Annotated in this window: 16 protein-coding genes; 4 read left to right on the forward strand and 12 right to left on the reverse strand. The window is 31.9% G+C overall.

Going from position 1 to position 17446, the window contains the following annotated elements; all coding sequences use genetic code 11:
- Positions 1-136: 136 nt before the first annotated feature.
- The 3 genes from rpmA to IPJ91_01520 form a co-directional block, all read right to left on the reverse strand.
- Positions 137-397 (reverse strand): 50S ribosomal protein L27, encoded by a 261-nt coding sequence (gene rpmA / locus IPJ91_01510; protein QQR93817.1) that lies wholly within the window; start codon positions 395-397, stop codon positions 137-139.
- A gap of 15 nt (positions 398-412) precedes the next feature.
- Positions 413-868 carry a bL21 family ribosomal protein gene (locus IPJ91_01515; protein QQR93818.1) on the reverse strand — a complete coding sequence of 152 codons (456 nt, stop codon included), beginning with the start codon at positions 866-868 and terminating at the stop codon, positions 413-415.
- Between the two features lie 123 nt (positions 869-991).
- Entirely contained in the window at positions 992-4129 is a 3138-nt protein-coding gene (locus IPJ91_01520) for a penicillin-binding protein (protein QQR93819.1), read from the reverse strand.
- Positions 4130-4353: 224 nt separating this feature from the next.
- On the opposite strand from IPJ91_01520, the gene IPJ91_01525 reads away from it, so the two are divergent.
- Together IPJ91_01525 and IPJ91_01530 are read left to right on the forward strand one after the other, a co-directional pair.
- The gene (locus tag IPJ91_01525; GenBank protein ID QQR93820.1) at positions 4354-5295 is read left to right on the forward strand and encodes a hypothetical protein; all 942 of its coding nucleotides are present in this window, start codon (positions 4354-4356) and stop codon (positions 5293-5295) included.
- Between the two features lie 102 nt (positions 5296-5397).
- Entirely contained in the window at positions 5398-6243 is an 846-nt protein-coding gene (locus tag IPJ91_01530) for a tetratricopeptide repeat protein (protein QQR93821.1), read from the forward strand.
- On the opposite strand, the gene topA is transcribed toward IPJ91_01530, so the two are convergent.
- From topA to IPJ91_01575, 9 genes are all read right to left on the reverse strand, one after another.
- Positions 6208-8751 carry a type I DNA topoisomerase gene (gene topA, locus IPJ91_01535; GenBank protein ID QQR93822.1) on the reverse strand — a complete coding sequence of 848 codons (2544 nt, stop codon included), beginning with the start codon at positions 8749-8751 and terminating at the stop codon, positions 6208-6210. The genes IPJ91_01530 and topA overlap by 36 nt on opposite strands.
- Positions 8752-8872: 121 nt before the next feature.
- Positions 8873-9337, reverse strand: coding sequence for a hypothetical protein (locus IPJ91_01540; protein QQR93823.1), 465 nt, complete (start codon positions 9335-9337; stop codon positions 8873-8875).
- Positions 9338-9391: 54 nt separating this feature from the next.
- The gene (locus IPJ91_01545) at positions 9392-10408 is read right to left on the reverse strand and encodes a thioredoxin-disulfide reductase (protein QQR93824.1); all 1017 of its coding nucleotides are present in this window, start codon (positions 10406-10408) and stop codon (positions 9392-9394) included.
- A gap of 244 nt (positions 10409-10652) precedes the next feature.
- Positions 10653-11171 (reverse strand): NUDIX domain-containing protein, encoded by a 519-nt coding sequence (locus IPJ91_01550; protein QQR93825.1) that lies wholly within the window; start codon positions 11169-11171, stop codon positions 10653-10655.
- A gap of 68 nt (positions 11172-11239) precedes the next feature.
- The gene (locus IPJ91_01555; GenBank protein ID QQR93826.1) at positions 11240-12388 is read right to left on the reverse strand and encodes a hypothetical protein; all 1149 of its coding nucleotides are present in this window, start codon (positions 12386-12388) and stop codon (positions 11240-11242) included.
- Between the two features lie 27 nt (positions 12389-12415).
- Positions 12416-12973, reverse strand: coding sequence for a sigma-70 family RNA polymerase sigma factor (locus IPJ91_01560; protein QQR93827.1), 558 nt, complete (start codon positions 12971-12973; stop codon positions 12416-12418).
- Complete coding sequence (yidD, locus tag IPJ91_01565; GenBank protein ID QQR93828.1) at positions 12970-13203, reverse strand: membrane protein insertion efficiency factor YidD; 234 nt, start codon at positions 13201-13203, stop codon at positions 12970-12972. The genes IPJ91_01560 and yidD overlap by 4 nt, the downstream gene beginning before the upstream one ends.
- A 10-nt stretch (positions 13204-13213) precedes the next feature.
- Positions 13214-14611, reverse strand: a complete 1398-nt coding sequence (locus IPJ91_01570) for a UDP-N-acetylmuramoyl-L-alanyl-D-glutamate--2,6-diaminopimelate ligase (GenBank protein ID QQR93829.1) — start codon at positions 14609-14611, stop codon at positions 13214-13216.
- Between the two features lie 41 nt (positions 14612-14652).
- Positions 14653-16218 (reverse strand): DUF853 family protein, encoded by a 1566-nt coding sequence (locus IPJ91_01575; protein ID QQR93830.1) that lies wholly within the window; start codon positions 16216-16218, stop codon positions 14653-14655.
- A 176-nt stretch (positions 16219-16394) separates the two neighbouring features.
- Between IPJ91_01575 and IPJ91_01580 the strand changes: the two genes are divergently transcribed.
- The gene (locus IPJ91_01580) at positions 16395-16769 is read left to right on the forward strand and encodes a hypothetical protein (protein QQR93831.1); all 375 of its coding nucleotides are present in this window, start codon (positions 16395-16397) and stop codon (positions 16767-16769) included.
- 93 nt (positions 16770-16862) lie between these two features.
- Positions 16863-17375 carry a hypothetical protein gene (locus IPJ91_01585; GenBank protein QQR93832.1) on the forward strand — a complete coding sequence of 171 codons (513 nt, stop codon included), beginning with the start codon at positions 16863-16865 and terminating at the stop codon, positions 17373-17375.
- The last annotated feature ends 71 nt before the right edge of the window (positions 17376-17446 follow it).

Below are 17446 nucleotides of genomic sequence, written 5' to 3' on the forward strand. Positions count from 1 at the left end.
TATTAACTGAAATAAATCTCAATTAATAATAGCGAATGTTAAACATCAAATGGGAGCAGTAAGACTTTTGTCTTTATCAAATTATAACAGGAATTTGAAAAAATGCAATCAAAAAGAAATGAAAGTGATATTGAAACTAAGAAACAATATCCACAATAATCCTTTTAGGATTTTTAGGCATTCTTCTAAAGGATATTTTACCTTCTTTCTTAGCAACTAAGGTAAAGTCTTTTGCGAGTAAGATATCAATACCCGGATGAAATCGAGTACCTTTCTGTCGGACAATGATATTTCCAGGTTGTGCCATTTCACCATGAGTCTTTTTGACTCCTAATCTTTTTCCAGCAGGATTTTTGTGTTGTCGAATTCCGCCACCAGCGGCTTTTTTATGTGCCATAAATTTTCTATTAGTTTAGCTTACCTTTAGTAAAGTCTTATGCTGCCTCTTACCTCTTGTCCTTCGATACCTTGATTTTGCCTTAAAAACTCTTGTAGTTACTTTCTCCCCTAGATAATCTTCAATTTTTTCGAATTTAATTTTTGATTCAGCTGAATTATCTGTACTAACTTTGCCTGCGCTCACATACAAAAGAACTTCTATATCATTTTCTAAGTCAAGGTCATTTATTTTGTCGACTGAAAGTTCAAGTCCACGCCAAACGATTTCTTGGCTCCCGTTTATATTTACAACCCAAAACGTTTCTGGTATTTGGCTTCCAATAATGTTTCTATCTGTAGTCTTGTGGTTTTGCATATTAACCGTTCTATCTACTACTTCAATGTCATTTATCTCATTATTCTTTTTGGTTATAGCTTGAGTTGGTTTTGCTGAAGTTTTTTTTTGTTTGACAATTTTGTTATCTGACATTATTTCTAACTTAAATTATAATTTGATATTCAAGGAATCATTTTATCACCAATACAAATTATATCAAGCCTTTTTTGTAAATTGGCAAATGTATTAATTATATCAACAATTATCTAGTCAAAATTAAATGACATTTATGCTAATTGGTGAAGATGATAAAGTTCCTACGCTCGTAACATAGTTAACCAAAAAAATATAGTTTCCAGTTGATGTTGGAGTATAATTTATTTGAAATAACTTGTTTCCGATATCGGTCATACTAGCATATTGTATACCATTTACAAGTAAAATGACATTTGTATAATCAGTTGAACCAGCATACTTAGCAGTAATTGCAAATGGAGTATTTACAGCTTTTGAACTTCCTGAAGCAGGAGAAGTTATCGTTAAAATTCCGTTTAAAGTTTGAGTTGGATTCACTATACTAATAGAAACTTCATTCATAGCAACACTACCTCCAACATCTGTAGCCTCTATTTTCAGCAAGTGTAATCCTGATGCAAAACTATTATTTATGTTTATATTGGTAACTAGCGAGTTTCCACTTGAAGTGGATATCAAACTATTATCTAGATATGCTTTCATACTAATGACATCACCTAATGCTCCGGTAGCACTCGCGTTCACAATCAACATTTCTCCAATATTTATTGACTGACTTTGTTGTGGAGAAGCTATAGTAATTATTGGCTTGAGATTCAAAGAAACATAATCAGTATCGCAATTTGTCAATTTTGCAGATGGAGATTGCTTTAACAACTTATCTATCTGGTCTTGCATTTCTGCTTTAGGCATTTTTATATAAACATTCAAATCTTCTTTTGCAAAATTGTATTGTATGTCAATATCTCTCGCCTTCATCTTTTGTGACTGATCGTTCAATTTCGCTTGTGCATCTGAATAAGACGCAGGTTTATCTGTGCAGACCTGTATCTTAGTTATACTATCATCTACTGCTGGTAATTTATCAGCTAGAAACATAGATTTACTTGTCTTATCACAGGTTGAACTAGCGGGGAGACCAGAGTAATTACAAACAGTAACTTCTGTAATTCCACTTGGTTTTTCCCAATCATCATTCTTTTTATATGTATCAGGATAATTCGCAACAAGCTGTTTCATAAAATCATTATAAATAGGTAGTGATAGAGTCGCACCGTCTGATCGCAAATTTACAGCACTGTTATCGTTGTTACCTGACCATACTCCAACACTAATGTGTTTTGAATATCCAACATACCAATTATCCAAACTATCATTAGTTGTGCCTGTCTTCCCAGATCTTATATATCCATTCAATTCTGGTATCCAAAACCTACTATAATACTTTGCAGGACCAGACTCTTTTATGACATCATTCATAAGATATGCAGCTCTAGAGTCAATGACCTGTTTTGCCAACTTTTCTGGCTCGTACTTCCATAAAATATTTCCATTTTTATCTTCAATTCTAAGTATGCTTTGAACTGGATGAGAAATTCCTAAATTTCCTAAAGTGGCATATGCATTTATATGTTCGATAGGTAAAATGTCATTTGCACCTAATATGGTAGTTGGAACTATTTCACCAACATCTTTGAAAGTAGTATAACCAAGCTTATTGAACATATTAAATACTAATTCGTTCCCCATTATTTGCTGGGCAATAAAAGCTGGCCTGTTGTATGAAGCCCTAAGCTGATCTCTCAAAAAGTTTTTTGTAGATCCAGCTGAATACCCAACACCACCACCAAATGCATTTTGTGGTGTATAGTTACCTACTTTATAAGGAACATCAGGTATAAATGCCGAAGGATATAAACTTCCGTTTTCAAATCCAGCAACTTCAGATATAGGTTTCATACTTGAACCTGGCTGTTGTAAAGAATTCATAATGTTCACCTGTCCGTCGAACTTACTAATTCCTGTGTTTGCATTTTTGCCTTCACTCTCTAGGTTATAACCTTTTGATCCTACCATAGCCAGTACTTCACCAGTTCTTGAATCAATAGCTCCTAAAGAACTATTATAAGCTCCATAATTTTTTTTGTTTGATTCTGCGCCATCGAAAACTGCCTTTTGTGCGATATTTTGGATATCTAGATCTATAGTCGTGAAAATATTGTACCCTCGTTCATTTAGCATACTCATGGTCAGAGGTTTATCATCTATAAAAATAGCATTCTCATCAATTAATTGACCAATTGCATAATCTACAAAGTGAGGAGCATTTTTTTCTACAGTTGGAGTTACAAATGCAAGTTCTTCAGTTCTTGCAGATTGTATGTCTTGAATTGGGATGTTGATTCCATGGTCTTTCAATAATTCTTGTTCTTGTTCAAATTCATTTAGGACAAATAGTTGCCTGCACTTGTAAGGGTTTGTTTCTATAACTGTTGATCCATCAAATGCAACGGTAACTTTGCCATTTTCATCTCTACTATATTGTCCTTCAGACAAACCTATTCCTGTACTATCTCCTTGCTTTTCTCTACAAACTATTTGTTTCGAATTGTATGGCGAATAAATCGTCCAATTCTGAGGGAGTCCTGCCAGAAATGTACTTTCTCCAAGTGTCAACTGATCGAGCTCCTTGTTAAAGTAATATCTAGCAGCAGTTTTCACTCCATAAGATGTTGGCGAAAAGTCCACTTCATTTAGGTAAAATGTAAGTATAGTGTCTTTTGAGTATAGTTGATTCAATCTCAACGCAAGAATCATTTCTTTAATTTTCCTTGTCTTTGTGTCGTAAGGATAATCTTTGAAGACAGTATTTTTAAGTATTTGTTGAGTTATAGTTGAACCTCCACAATTTCCCTTGCGTAAATATGTCACATAAAAACATCTTGCAGTAGCTACGATATCAACTCCAGGATCTTCATAATATCTTTTGTTTTCCGCCAAAAGGAAAGACCATTTGACCCTATCAGGAACCTCGGAAATATCTTGCAACAAATCTCTATCAACATCACCAATTTGTTTGTAAAGAAACTTACCATTGCGATCATAAAATATAGAAGGTTCAGTTTGTCCTCTTTCAAACGGCTTGGTAGGATCAGGCAAATCTTCAGTGAACTTTGCTACCAAAGCTATACCACCAACAAATCCAATAATTGTAAATATAAATCCTCCCCAAAGAAATACAAGTAAAACACTTTTCAACTTCTTTTTAAGTGCAGTTTTCTTTCTTGTTTTTGAGTAAGTATTTAGTGATGCCAATCCTTGTGGAGTGGTACTTTTTCTTTTTTTCCTTGATCCAATGGTTTTCTTTGTCTGATTCATGGAAGTAAATATTTTGAAAAAATAGAGAATTATATATATATTGCCCAAAAGACAAATGCAATAGCACCTGTGAACAAAAATGATACTGTGTATAGTATAAATTTCTTCATATTGTCAGAAATTTTAGCAAAAACCTAAGACTTTTGAAAGAGATATAAATTTCATTTTTCAAACTTACAAAAACTATGGCATATATTTTCGGAGTTTGCTAATATTGAAAAAAAATGGACTTAGTCAATAAGGTTGAAAACCAGAGATTTGATAATTTTGATAATAATGATGCAATATCTTTTGTAGATATTATAAATGCACTAGGTTCTCACTTCAATCATACTACAGCAGATAATAATTCAACTAGTATTCAAAGAGATAGCAGGACTGGACAAACTAAACTCGGTATAGCAACTGAAGCGACAGCAAAAGAAGTTTTGCAAATGCTAAAGCAAGAGGCAAATACTGATATCTCAGATTTTGGTAGAAGACTCAAAGATGTAGGAATACTTTTAGCTAGAGAAGATATTGTTCAAAAATCAAATATTGCTTTAGAATTCGCAAATCAAGTATACCGATTAGGTTGTAGTATAAGGAATGAAGATGTAAGAGAAATATCTGATTTATCTAAGCAAAATTTATCAAACGAATCTCAAACATATAAAAATGAACTTTTTTTATGGGCTATAGGAAGAGATGATCCAGATAGTAAGTATGCAAGAAATCTTCATGGTTGGAAAAGAGTTCATCCTATAGAAAAACCATATGTTGGAGATAAAATCACGAAAGAACAAAGGGAACTGAAAGCTAGAAGAAGTGAAGCAACATTAAAACATAAAAGTCTATTACTCAAATACTTTGTAGAAAATATAGAATCAAGAAACGGTGAATTATCAAAAGAAACAAAAGTAGGACTTGAAAAGACATTTTTATCAGCTGCTAAACAAGCTACCATAAATATACTTACGAAAAATGCATGGCAAAATTGGGAAAAGAATCTGAGAGTTCCACCTGCAGAAAGAAAACAATATCTTGATAATGATATACGACAAATCTTCGAAATAATACCAGGCTTTAAAGACGAAAGTTTAAGAATAGTCGAGGCAGTGAATGAACTAAAAAATTCTGAAAGATGGCACAATTTATCAGATATAGAAAAAGTCAGAGACATTTAGGATGTATGCCAAACTTATGCTCCTGCCAAAACTTATAGCCCTGCCACGGCTCTTGAAAGTAGAGAATTTGAGTGTCAGCTTCAGTCATTTCTGGCAGGGAACTTGATCAAAAAATATATTCCAAATGTCAAAGTAGCAACTTGGTATGAGCATCGTCATATAAAACTTGCACTAAATGTACAAGACGAAAACTATATGTTTGATGCAAATATAAGTAAAGAGAAACACGAAAGTAATCGTAATATTTCAGTTATGAATCATGATATATTTTACGCAACGTATGCTATCGGTATTACTCCAGAAATAGATGGAGTTTTGAAAAAGTATTTTGAAACAGGTATAGATCAGTTTATGCCTACTGAAAAAGCTGGATATATCTCTGTTGGTGATTTTGATAAGACTATAGTAGGAGGTATTATTTTAAATCTTGTGGGTGGTGAATTTATTTCAGACAAAAAGATGCAGATTGCACTTTTGAGATTAGTAATTGAAATAAATCCAAATTATGCTGAAGGATATAATAATTTAGGAACTAAACTAACTGGAGAAGAGGCAATAAGTATGTTCAGAAAAGCAATTGAAATTAATCCAAATTTTGCTACAGCGTATTATAACTTAGGTCTTCGATTAACTGGGGCAGAAGCTATATGGATGCTCAGAAAAGCAATTGAGATAAATCCAAACTATGTTAATGCATATTATAATTTGGCCAATAAAATTAGATATAATAAAACATTACAAACTCGAGAAAACTTACAATTAGCTTTAAGAAGTATAAACAAATACTTTGAACTTGCACAAAACGATTTGGGACAAGTTAAAACAAACTTTTTTACTGAATATGCACCAGAATACAAGCATTTCTTTGAACGAAAGATTGCTCAGATTGAGCGACGAGATAGAATGAAAACATTATTTAAGAAAATTCTTCGCTACTTCCAAATCTAGTTTTTCTAAATCAACATCTTTCGGTACTTTGAAGTTTTTTGTTCCAAATTTGAGATAAGGTCCATACTTACCATCCATCAAAATTACTTTTTTTTTACCTATCATGCCAAGATCTTTTCCTTTTGGAGTAGATTTAGTTCTAGTTGATCTAGATTTAGTCTTAGAGTTTTTAATTAACTCAATTGCTTGCTCTTCAGTTATATCAAACAAGTTAAACTCTTCTGGAATTGAAGTATATTTTGCATTCCAAAGTAAGTATGGTCCAAACTTCCCAAACCCAGCACGAATTTCTAAACTATCAAGTTTCCCAACAAGTCTAGGTAACTCAATAATCTTCAAAGCAAGTTCTGGAGTTATATCTTTTGTACCTTTTGGAATTGAATAGTTTTTGTCTCCGACTTTCAAATATGCTCCAAATCTTCCTGATTTCAAAAATATATCCTCACCTTCACTATTTTTTGCAATTGGTTCATCTGATCTAGCCTTCGTTTGAAGTAATTCTTCAACTTTCTCGTCTGTCAGATCAGCTGGCAAAACTTCATTTGGAATAGTTGATTTTTCAGTAACTTCATCAAAATTTATTTTTTCACTATCTAGCTTTGGATCAACTTTATTTACAAAAGCACCGAACTTCCCTACTCTAACTTTGTATTTTTGAGATAAGTTTGGCAAATTCACAATACTAGCTAGTCTTGGATTTATTTCTTTCTCTTCTCTTTTTGTAATTTCCTCTAAACCTTGTTCGCCCAAATAAAACTTTTTCAAATAATCCAACCAATCTACATTTCCAGTTTCAATTTCGTCTAATGTATCTTCCATTGCAGATGTAAACTTTAGATCAACTAAATTTCCAAAATGCTTTTGAAGTAAATTATCAACTGCAAATGCTGTGTAAGTTGGGACAAGTTGATTTCCAAGCCTTGATATATAACCTCGAGATTGGATAGTTGAAATAATACTTGCATAAGTTGAAGGTCTACCAATTCCTTCTTCTTCAAGTTTTTTCACTAAACTTGCATCATTGTATCTTGCTGGTGGTTTAGTTTCGTGAATGTTTGAAACCAAATCTTTTAAATCTAATTTATTTCCAACTTGAAGTTCTGGTAATGTTTGATTTTCTTCTGATTCTGAATCATCTAAATTTCCTTCCTTATAGGAAGGTGTCACATTTCGTGACGGAAGGTTATATAGTTTCAAAAATCCATCAAACTTAATGATCGATCCTGTTGAATGAAATATATAACTTTGATCGTTAGAACTAATATCTACCGAAGTTTGATCAATAATAGCTTCTTTCATCTGAGATCCAAGAGTTCTCTTCCAAATTAGATCATAAAGTTTCGCTAATTCTCCTTCCAAACCAAGTTCCTGAGCTGAACTAAATTTGTTTCCAGCTGGCCTTATCGCTTCATGGGCTTCTTGTGCGTTTTTTGAGCGAGATTTATATTTTCTGAAATAACCTGCCCAATAATTTGCTCCAAATTCTTTCTCAATTTTATTTTTTATTCCAAATAATGCTTGATCTGACAAATTAACCGAATCAGTTCTCATATAAGTTATATACCCAAGCTCATATAGTTTTTGAGCAACTTGCATAGTTTGTTTTGAACTAAATCCAAGTTTCCTATTTGCATCAATTTGCAAACTTGAAGTAATGTATGGAGCGGCAGGATTTCTTTTGACTTCAGACTTTTCAACATTTGTAACTACAAAATCTTGTGCTTTAATCTTGTTTATGATTTCATCTTTACTATTTTCAGTAATTATAACTAATTCTTTATTTAATAATTTTCCATCTTCACCAAAGTCTTTGCTTGTTGCAACTTTTTGCGAATTTATCTCAACTAATTTTGAATCAAAATTTTGTTTTTCAAATTCAAAAGTTCCAGTTATTGAATCAAATGAGGCAACTTTGAAATTCATTCTTTCAAGTTCACGAGCAACTACAATTTTTACTGCAACTGATTGAACTCTTCCAGCTGAAAGACCAAAAGCAATTTTTTTCCAGAGTAATGGTGAGATAGTATAGCCAACGAGTCTATCCAAAATTCTTCTAGTTTCTTGAGCTTGAACTACATTCATATCAATTGTTCTAGGATTTTTGAGAGCTTCTTCGATTGCTGAATTTGTAATTTCGTGAAAAACTATCCTTTTTGATTTTTGAGGTAAGGCCAAAACTTCTTGCAAGTGCCAACTAATTGCTTCTCCTTCACGATCTTCGTCAGTTGCCAAAATTACATCGTTAGAACTCAAGATCAAGTCCTTCAATTCTTTTATAACTTTTTTTTTATCACTCGGAACTACATAAAGCGGTTCAAAGTTATTTTCAACATTTATGCCAAGTCTTGCCCATTTTTCTTTTTTGAATTTTGCTGGGATATCTGCAGCTGATTCTGGAAGATCACGGATATGTCCAAAAGATGCTCGAACTGTGAAATTGTTTCCAAGAAACTTGGATATTGTCTTTGCTTTTGTAGGTGATTCAACGATAATCAGTGTTTGACTCATGAAAAGATGATAGCAAGAGTTTAGGGAAGTTGTAAAATAAAATTGAAAATACTACCTATATCTAACTTTGATACCATGTTTAAATCAAATGTATTTTGTAGCCTATCTGAATTACTTACAACTACTTTAAGTATTCCAACCTTTCTTTATCTTTTGCCTTGATTTTTCTTAGTTTTAATATTGCTTTTTCTATGTCTTTCACAACTACTAAACCTTTTTCTCTCAAACTATCTTCATATTGTGGTCCTATAGCATTTAACACATGATTGATGCCAAATGATCCCATAGTACTAAGAATAGTAGAGTAATACTCAGCAAGGAGTTTCAAATCCTGAAAGCTAGGTTCAATTAACTTTTTGTCAAAAATTATACAATCAATCAAAAATCTGTCAGACAAACCGAGCGGAAGTTTCATCTTTGTATATCTTTCAACCAATGTCAATAAATCTCGACTTTTGACTCTTTCTAAACTTTTCTTTTCCCACTCCCAGGGCATGCGATCTGCAGCAATGTTCTCAACTTCCTCATCACTCCAATAACCGGCTAATATATCATCCATCAAAGTTTCTTCTATGTATTTGGGCAAAGTAACTTTTCTTGTTTTTTTTTATTTCATATATCTTATCTTCAATAGACATAATTATCTTTCATTCAAATACTCCTGAGCTTCGAGCATAGCCATGCATCCATGTCCTGCAGCAAGTATAGCTTGTCTATATTTTGGATCACTCACATCACCTGCTACAAAAACTCCATGAATATTTGTTTTAACTACATTATCTTTGCTTGGAATTATATAACCAAGATCATCTAGTTCCAAAATTCCTTTAAATATAATAGTTTGAGGTTCATGACCGATTGCAACAAAAAGCCCATCTACTTGTATTGATGCTTCCTCATAGGAAGCTGTCCCATCTGGGGACTGAAGGTTTGTTTGAATCATAATATCTGTCAATTTGTCAAACTTATGTTCTAACCTTTCGTCACCCTCAGGCGTGCCACCTTCCTTTAAGGAAGGATTCATATTAAATCCAACAACTTGAGAATTCATCATGGTTTTAATTTTTAGATTTGCAAGAACTCTATCAATCATTATTTTGCTTGCACGAAACTCAGATCTTCTGTGAATCAATATTACTTCACTCGCAAAGTTAGTCAAAAATAAAGCTTCTTCCATTGCCGTATCACCACCTCCAACTACTGCAACTTTTTTATTTTTATAAAAAGCACCATCGCAAGTAGCACAAGCAGAAACTCCACGACCTTTGAGTTTATCTTCATTTTCTATATTCAACCATTTTGCTTTTGAACCTGTTGCAACAATTACAGATTCAGTAAAATATTCATTTAAATCTGTATTAATCTTGAAATTTCTATCTTCCGAAAAGTCAACATTAGTTACATTTTCATATATGATTTTCGCTCCAAACCTTTCAGCTTGAGCAATCATTTTTTGCATCAATTCAGGACCCAAAATCCCATCTGGAAAACCTGGAAAGTTTTCTACATCAGTAGTTTGCATTAGTTGTCCTCCAGGCTCAATTCCAGCAAGAACAATTGGTTCTAAGTTAGCACGAGCTGCATAAATTGCAGCAGTTAAACCTGCTGGACCTGAACCAATGATAATAAGTTTATGTTTTTGAATTTCATTTTGCATATTGTATTTTAATACATTTTATTCCCACTTGGCAAAATAACTTGTACTTCGTCGCCGATTTTTATATTTCCTCTTAACCAAACCATGCCTATTAAACCTCTTATATCTTTTGTTGCTTTCATATTATCCTATGTGGCTTATAGCTTCCATTTAAAACTGATCTGATACCTATTATTGGTGTTATAAATCCAATAATTATTGAAAGAATTAGAAAAATTTGTTTTATGTCCATGTTAAAAAGTTATTAATTATTTTCAGTTTCTATCAGTTCTATCAACTTATCTGCGTTTTCTGTCATCATTCCAGCTTTTTGCATAGTTTTCATTTCATCTATTGTTACAAAGCAAAATCCAAAACATTCAGTTGGATGAAGTCTAACTTTTTCAACATCTTCTTCAATTGTGCATTTGTATGTAAAAAACCAAGCATCGTTTCCACCACTAGTTCGTAAAGCTTTTTCTAGTAATTTTAAATCTTCAAATTTTATTCTAAGCCCTACTTCTTCCAAAGCTTCTTTAACTAAAGTTTTCTCTACACTATCTCCAGCATCAATAGTCCCAGCTACTGCACAAACTTGCCATAAATTTGGATAAATTCTTTTTGATTTGTGTCTTTTAGTAATTAAGAAGTAATTATCTTTAGTTTTTATGACTAATGATGCAACTCCTCTGATAAATCCTGAATTTGGTGTTTCAACTATATATCTTTCTTCTGAACCTATAATATTTCCTGATTTATCGAATATTGAAATTTTATTTGACATAAGTTGATTATAACTAAAAAGGGACTCAAAATTGAATCCCCTTTTTTCTTTATTTTATAATAATTAAATTATTGCTTTTTACAAACTCCCATTAAGCCACCACCAATATCTACACTATTGCTTGTATCACATTTCAATCCTGTTGCACAATCAAATTGATTCACTCCGTCGAAACCACAACTTTGATCTAACTCTACATTTTCAATAATATTAATATTTACAGTTATACTTGAACTTTGGGAAAAGTTTGTTGAATTACTACTATTATTAACTTCAGAACTTGAGCTAGATCTAGTCTCTGCTTGATCACTTGTTCCTACAAGTTGATAATTCATAGTTATATCAAACATTGTGCTAAATTCTGAAATATCTAACTTTTGCCAATCTATAAATTTTTCAACTTTGTATTCATATTTTTGACCAGTTTCATTTGCATAAAAGTATCTGGTTTCTAAAACTTTGTAATCACTTTTATTGAAAACATAAATTCGGCCATAAGCATTTTGGATACTTGCTCCGACTGTAATTTCAGCTCTATCATTTGTTTCTGAAGTAACTTTTGTGTCTGATTTTTCACCATTTAGGAGTGACTTTAAATATTCTACCCCATTAGGCTCTGAGTTTAGATAATTCAAGTAATTTTTTCCATTTTCGTTTTTAAGCCAAATTGTGCCGTTCGAATATATCAAACTTGTTCCTCCAACAACCTTCTTTTGGAAATATTGATTATCTGAATTTGTATGTTCAAAAATCTCAAATGTTAGACCTCCAACATTATTTAATTCTAAATCTAAACTAGGAACTTTGGTAGAATAATTATTTATTACATAAGAATAATCTTTCCCGGGTAAAACATTGTATTTTCTAACATAAATAAAGTTTTCCAAAGTTTCATCTATCATTGCACTAACTTTACTGATAGCAAAAGGTTCGGCCTTATTTGAAATTAAATAAGAATTTACTCCTAAAAATATCGCAAAAATTGCAACTGCAGCAACTGTACCAGCTAAGAATTTTTGATAAAAAGACATAAATTTCGTAATCTTGGTAGGGATATTTTTCATTCCACTACCAACAACTTGTGATTTTGTCGAAACAGCAAGTTTATTCATGACTTCAGACTTGAGTTTATTCCGAAATTCTTCTCTAGCTTCCGGAAAACTAGATTGAAACATTTCGTTTAACTTTGAGTTTTGTTTATTGAAGTCATCTTGCATGTTTCTTAATTACAAATACGAAAAAGATTATAAATTACTGCCGAAAAATCGCCGAATTTGTTTCAAACCTCTAGCTATATGTGCTGAAACAGTTTTCTCTGAAATTGATAATAAAGTCGAAATTTCCTTGTTTGTCAGTTCTTCAAGGTATCTGAGTCTTATACATTCATTTTGAGATGGAGGTAGTTGTGAAAGATAAATCAATATACTTTTTTTAAATTGAGCTAATTCTATATTGTTGAATACGGTTTCCTCCAAATTTTCATCAGAACTTAAGTATTCTTCTTTTTCTTCTGAATACAAATCTTGAAATTGGATTTTATTTGCTTTGTAATAGTCAAAAAGTGTATTTCTAGAAATTGCAAACAACCAAACTACAAATGAATTTTCATGACTTGGTTCAAAATGTGATAAATTTTCTACAACTTTAAGCCAAGTAGTTGAAGTTAAATCTTCTGAAGTTGAGACATTTCCAAGTCTTGAGAGAAAAAATCTATAAATGCGGTCAAAATACTTGTCATAAATTAAGCCAAAATATTCAGGATTGGTTTTTGACAACTTGACTAGTTCAAGATCTTGGTTCATTTTACTGGATCATACCCACCTTTAGCGAATGGATTGCACCTGAAAATTCTCAAAAATCCCATCCAACTTCCTTTTAAACTTCCATACTTTGCAATTGCTTGTTTTGTATATTCTGAGCAACTGGGTTCATATATGCAAACTCTAAATTTATCAGGTCTAGCCCAAAAGCTATGATCAAAAGAAAAGGTTTTTTGATAAATGTTGATGAGACTGATCAGGAAGTTTTTCACTTTAATATCTTTAATCTTTAATTAATTTTCTAACTACTTCTTGGTCACTGTATGGATATTCTGTAGTTCCAAAACAAAGTGATTGCTCGTGACCTTTTCCACAGATAACAATTATATCTTGGGGATTTGCAATTTCCATCGCTTTTGCAATTCCTAGTTCTCTACTTTTGACTTCTGGTTCATCAAATCTAAATACCTCAGGTTTAAATGCTTCCTCAACTTTTCTAATTCCAATTTCAATCTGATTATTGATCTCTTCTAAATCTTCCGTTCTAGGATCCTCAGGAACAAGGATTATTGTATCAGCAAGTTTTGCTGCAACTTCTCCCATTATAGGTCTTTTTGATGTGTCTCGTAAACCTGCACAACCAAAAATAACAATTAATTTACTGTCTTTACTCTTTAAGTTATTTACAGCAGTTAAAGCATTTTCCAACGCATTTGGGGTATGTGCGAAATCAACTATAATCATTGGTAAATCGCTATGTTTCCAACTTTCTAAATAGGACTTATTTGTCATAACTTCCATTCTTCCAGGAAGTGAAGTGAAAGTTGACAGAGCAGTAGCAATATTGTCTAAATTAATTTTCAAATTTTCACAAACTGAAATTGCTGCAAGTGCATTGTAAACATTATAGTTTCCGAGCATTGGAACTTGAAATAGTTTATCTAAAATACCATCTTTGTGATTCATTGAAAATAAATCTATGTTTAATTTTTCATCAAATTCTGCCGAATACCAAGTTTCGTTATCTTTTCTATATAAATTAAATTGAATTCCTTCTAAGTTAGTTTGAACATTTTTGGCTTTATTTATACCTTTGTCAATTCCATAACTAACTAAATCCATCTTTCTACTTAATCTAATCATTTGAAGAATTCGTTTTTGAATAAACTCATAACTTCTATCATCAGCATTGGCAACTACAACTCCATTACCTTTCAAATTATCAATCAATTTCAATTTTGCCTCTAAATAATTTTCATAATTTTCATGATAATCAAAATGATCTTGAGTTATATTTGTATAAACAGCATAATCAAATTTTATTCCCCAATATCTAAATTGATCAAGTGCGTGAGAAGTTGTCTCAAGAACTACATATTCAATTTTTTTATCAACCATCATTTTCAGATACTTCTGTATATCTTTAGGATTAGGTGAAGTTACATGAAAACCAGTATCAAGATCATCATCTCCAATTTTTGCAGAAATTGTAGAAACCATCCCAGATTTAAAATTATTATGTTTCAAAATGTGGTAAATCATATTTGAAGTCGTAGTTTTTCCGTCAGTTCCAGTTACTCCTATTATTTTCAGCTTTTTGCTTGGAAATCTATAAATGATATTCCAAAAAATTGCTTGTGGTAAGTGTAAAAAATAGTTTTTGATAGTTTGTAGTTTCATTTGTTCTATAAATTAAAAAGACTTTCTAGATGAATTAATATCTACTTTTTCCCAATTCCAATCATACCAAATAAATTTCTGGTAATTTCTCTTGCAATTGTATTTTTGACATTTCGCCCAACTTGCTTACTTAGTGGATTATCAAAAACATCTCCAAACTGGTCCAAAAATGTCTCCTTGCTTTTAGGCTTTTTTTCAGTTTCGAATCTAGCCTCCTCTTGTCTCGCCATTTTTTCTTCAATTCTCTTCACGATAATTTCTTCAGCTGATTCAGGATCTAGTTTTAGATCATACTTTTTGACCAATATTGAGCTATTTATAATGTCTAGTTTTTCACCTTGAGTTATCACATCCATTCTACTTTCTGGGGGACAAATTAAAGCATGAGTTGTTGGGGTTGGAATGCCATTTTTGTCCAATGAAGTTACCAAAGCTTCTCCTATTCCAAGGTTTGTCAAAACATCTTCGACATCATATTCTTTCGTAATTGGAAAATTATCTGCAATAAGTTTGATATCTTTTCTATCTTTTGGAGTAAAGGCTCGAAGTGCGTGCTGAATTTTCAAAGATAATTGAGCCAAAATGCTTTCTGGTATATCCGTTGGATGTTGAGTGATAAAAACAATCCCAACCCCTTTTGATCTAATAAGTTTGATAACCGTTTCTAGTTGTGACTTTAGTTCATTGGTTGCATTATCAAAAATCAAATGTGCTTCATCTATAAAGATTATAAGTTTTGGTTTCTCCAGATCACCAACCTCAGGATAGGTTCCATAAATTTCTGCAAGTAGTGAAAGCATAAAAGTAGAAAATAGCATTGGTTTATCTTGTATTTTATCAACATTGAATATATTGACTTTATTATTCAACAAATCACTTACTTGAAAACTTGGTTCTCCAAAAAAATCAGCTGCACCTTGTTGTTCAAGTTGGATAATTTGTCTCATAATTATATTCATCGTTGCAGGTGAAATTTGCCCGTAAATTTTTTGTATTTCTATCTTTCCATCTTGAGTAAGGTATGTCAGTACTTTTTTTATATCCTCTAAATCAATTAGCAAAAGTCCATTATCATCACAATACTTGAAAATCATTGACATAACGCTTGTTTGAGTATCGTTTAAATTCAATATTTTAGAAAAAAGTACAGGCCCAAATTCTGAAACTGTTGATCGTAGTTTGACACCCAAGTCGTTGGAGATGTTTAAGAATTCTACTGGAAATGATTTACTATTCCAAAGGAGTCTCATTTTATCTATTCTTTCTTGTACTTTTGAATTTAGTTCTCCCATTTGTGAAAGTCCTGATAAATCACCCTTCATATCCATCGCAAGAACAGATACTCCAGAACTAACGAGTTGCTCGCAAAGTAATTGCAAGGACTTCGTTTTTCCAGTGCCTGTTGCACCAGAAATTAGTCCATGTCTATTTAAATTTTTTAGTAATATTTTTACTTTCTGATCTGTCAAAAGTTCCCCATTCAATATTTTTTCACCTAAAAAAATTGAATTTGTCTCAGCTTCATTTAAATCAGCAGGCACATTTTGACCTACAAAACTTGAATTTGTTTGATTTGCTTCCGAAAATGGATTTTGATATGTTGACATAGCTTCGATTGTTATAACTCATAAATAATTAATACTACTTGTTTCACCGTTTACAACTAGAATTATGAATTTTTGCAAAATACTCTAAAACTACTTGCATTATCTAACTAAATTTGTAAAAATTCAAGAAAGTAAATTTTATTTTGACTCCATAATGTATGGAGTGACAAGCAAATATGCCCCAACAATTAGCAAATTTCCCAACACCAGAAGAGTATGCAGATATGTACCAAAACTGGAAAAGGGACAATTTCTCTGATAAAAATGTTCCATCAACTGCAAGTAATAGATCTAAGCAATCAACTTCAGATTATTTGAGTTTGATAATTACACTTTTGACCCTTACGGTTTTGACAGCTATGTTATTTGTTTTTTCAGTTTATGTGAAGGATGAAAGAGCTAAACAAGAAGCTTTGAATAGATTGATGATAACATATCAAGATTCTATGAAATCAGAAAAATCAGCGAGTATGTCTTCTACATCAACCAAAAGTGTAAGTACAAACTCTACATCAAGTTTCACTTCAACAACTAGTTCAGTAGCAAGGTGAAAAAGATCTTTACAGAAATGATTTAGATGTTATAATTATTATAGGCATAGTTTGAGTTGCATGTCTATATATTTTTGCAACTGAAAAAAGTTAATGTTAAAACAATTACAAGAGGTTTTAATTCAAAAGGAAAAGCAACTTTCTGATGGGCCTATTCATTCTAGTATGAGGGTCTTAACTGAATTATTTATTGTGGCAATTAATACCACACAAGAAAACCTTAAAAATATTGTTGATACCCAATCTACTGATATCCAACCTACTATTTCACTTCCAAATTCTATATTCGATGAATTACTTAAGGCCCTGTATTATGAAATTTATAACCGAAATTTAATACATCAATATGAAGAACTATACACTGAAACAAACCTAGGGAAAGTATTAATTCAACAATTTGATCCTTATGGAATCAATTACGACAGAGATCCGAGACATATGCACAGAAATGTGCTTATTGGTTTTGCTAGAAAAGTTGCAAATTCTGAGAAGTCATTATATGTCGATAAGGAACTTATAGATCAGTTACAAACCTTACTAAATACGGTGGTTTCTAATATTACTTCTTACACTGGAGGTGCTAGAGGGATATTGGGTGGCAACTAATTTCTTCGTTTTGATTTAAAGTCTATAGGTTTCTATGGACTTTTGTTTTCATTTATTATTTAATGACAAGC

It is taken from the genome of bacterium, from assembly GCA_016699595.1.
Classification (GTDB): Bacteria; Patescibacteriota; Dojkabacteria.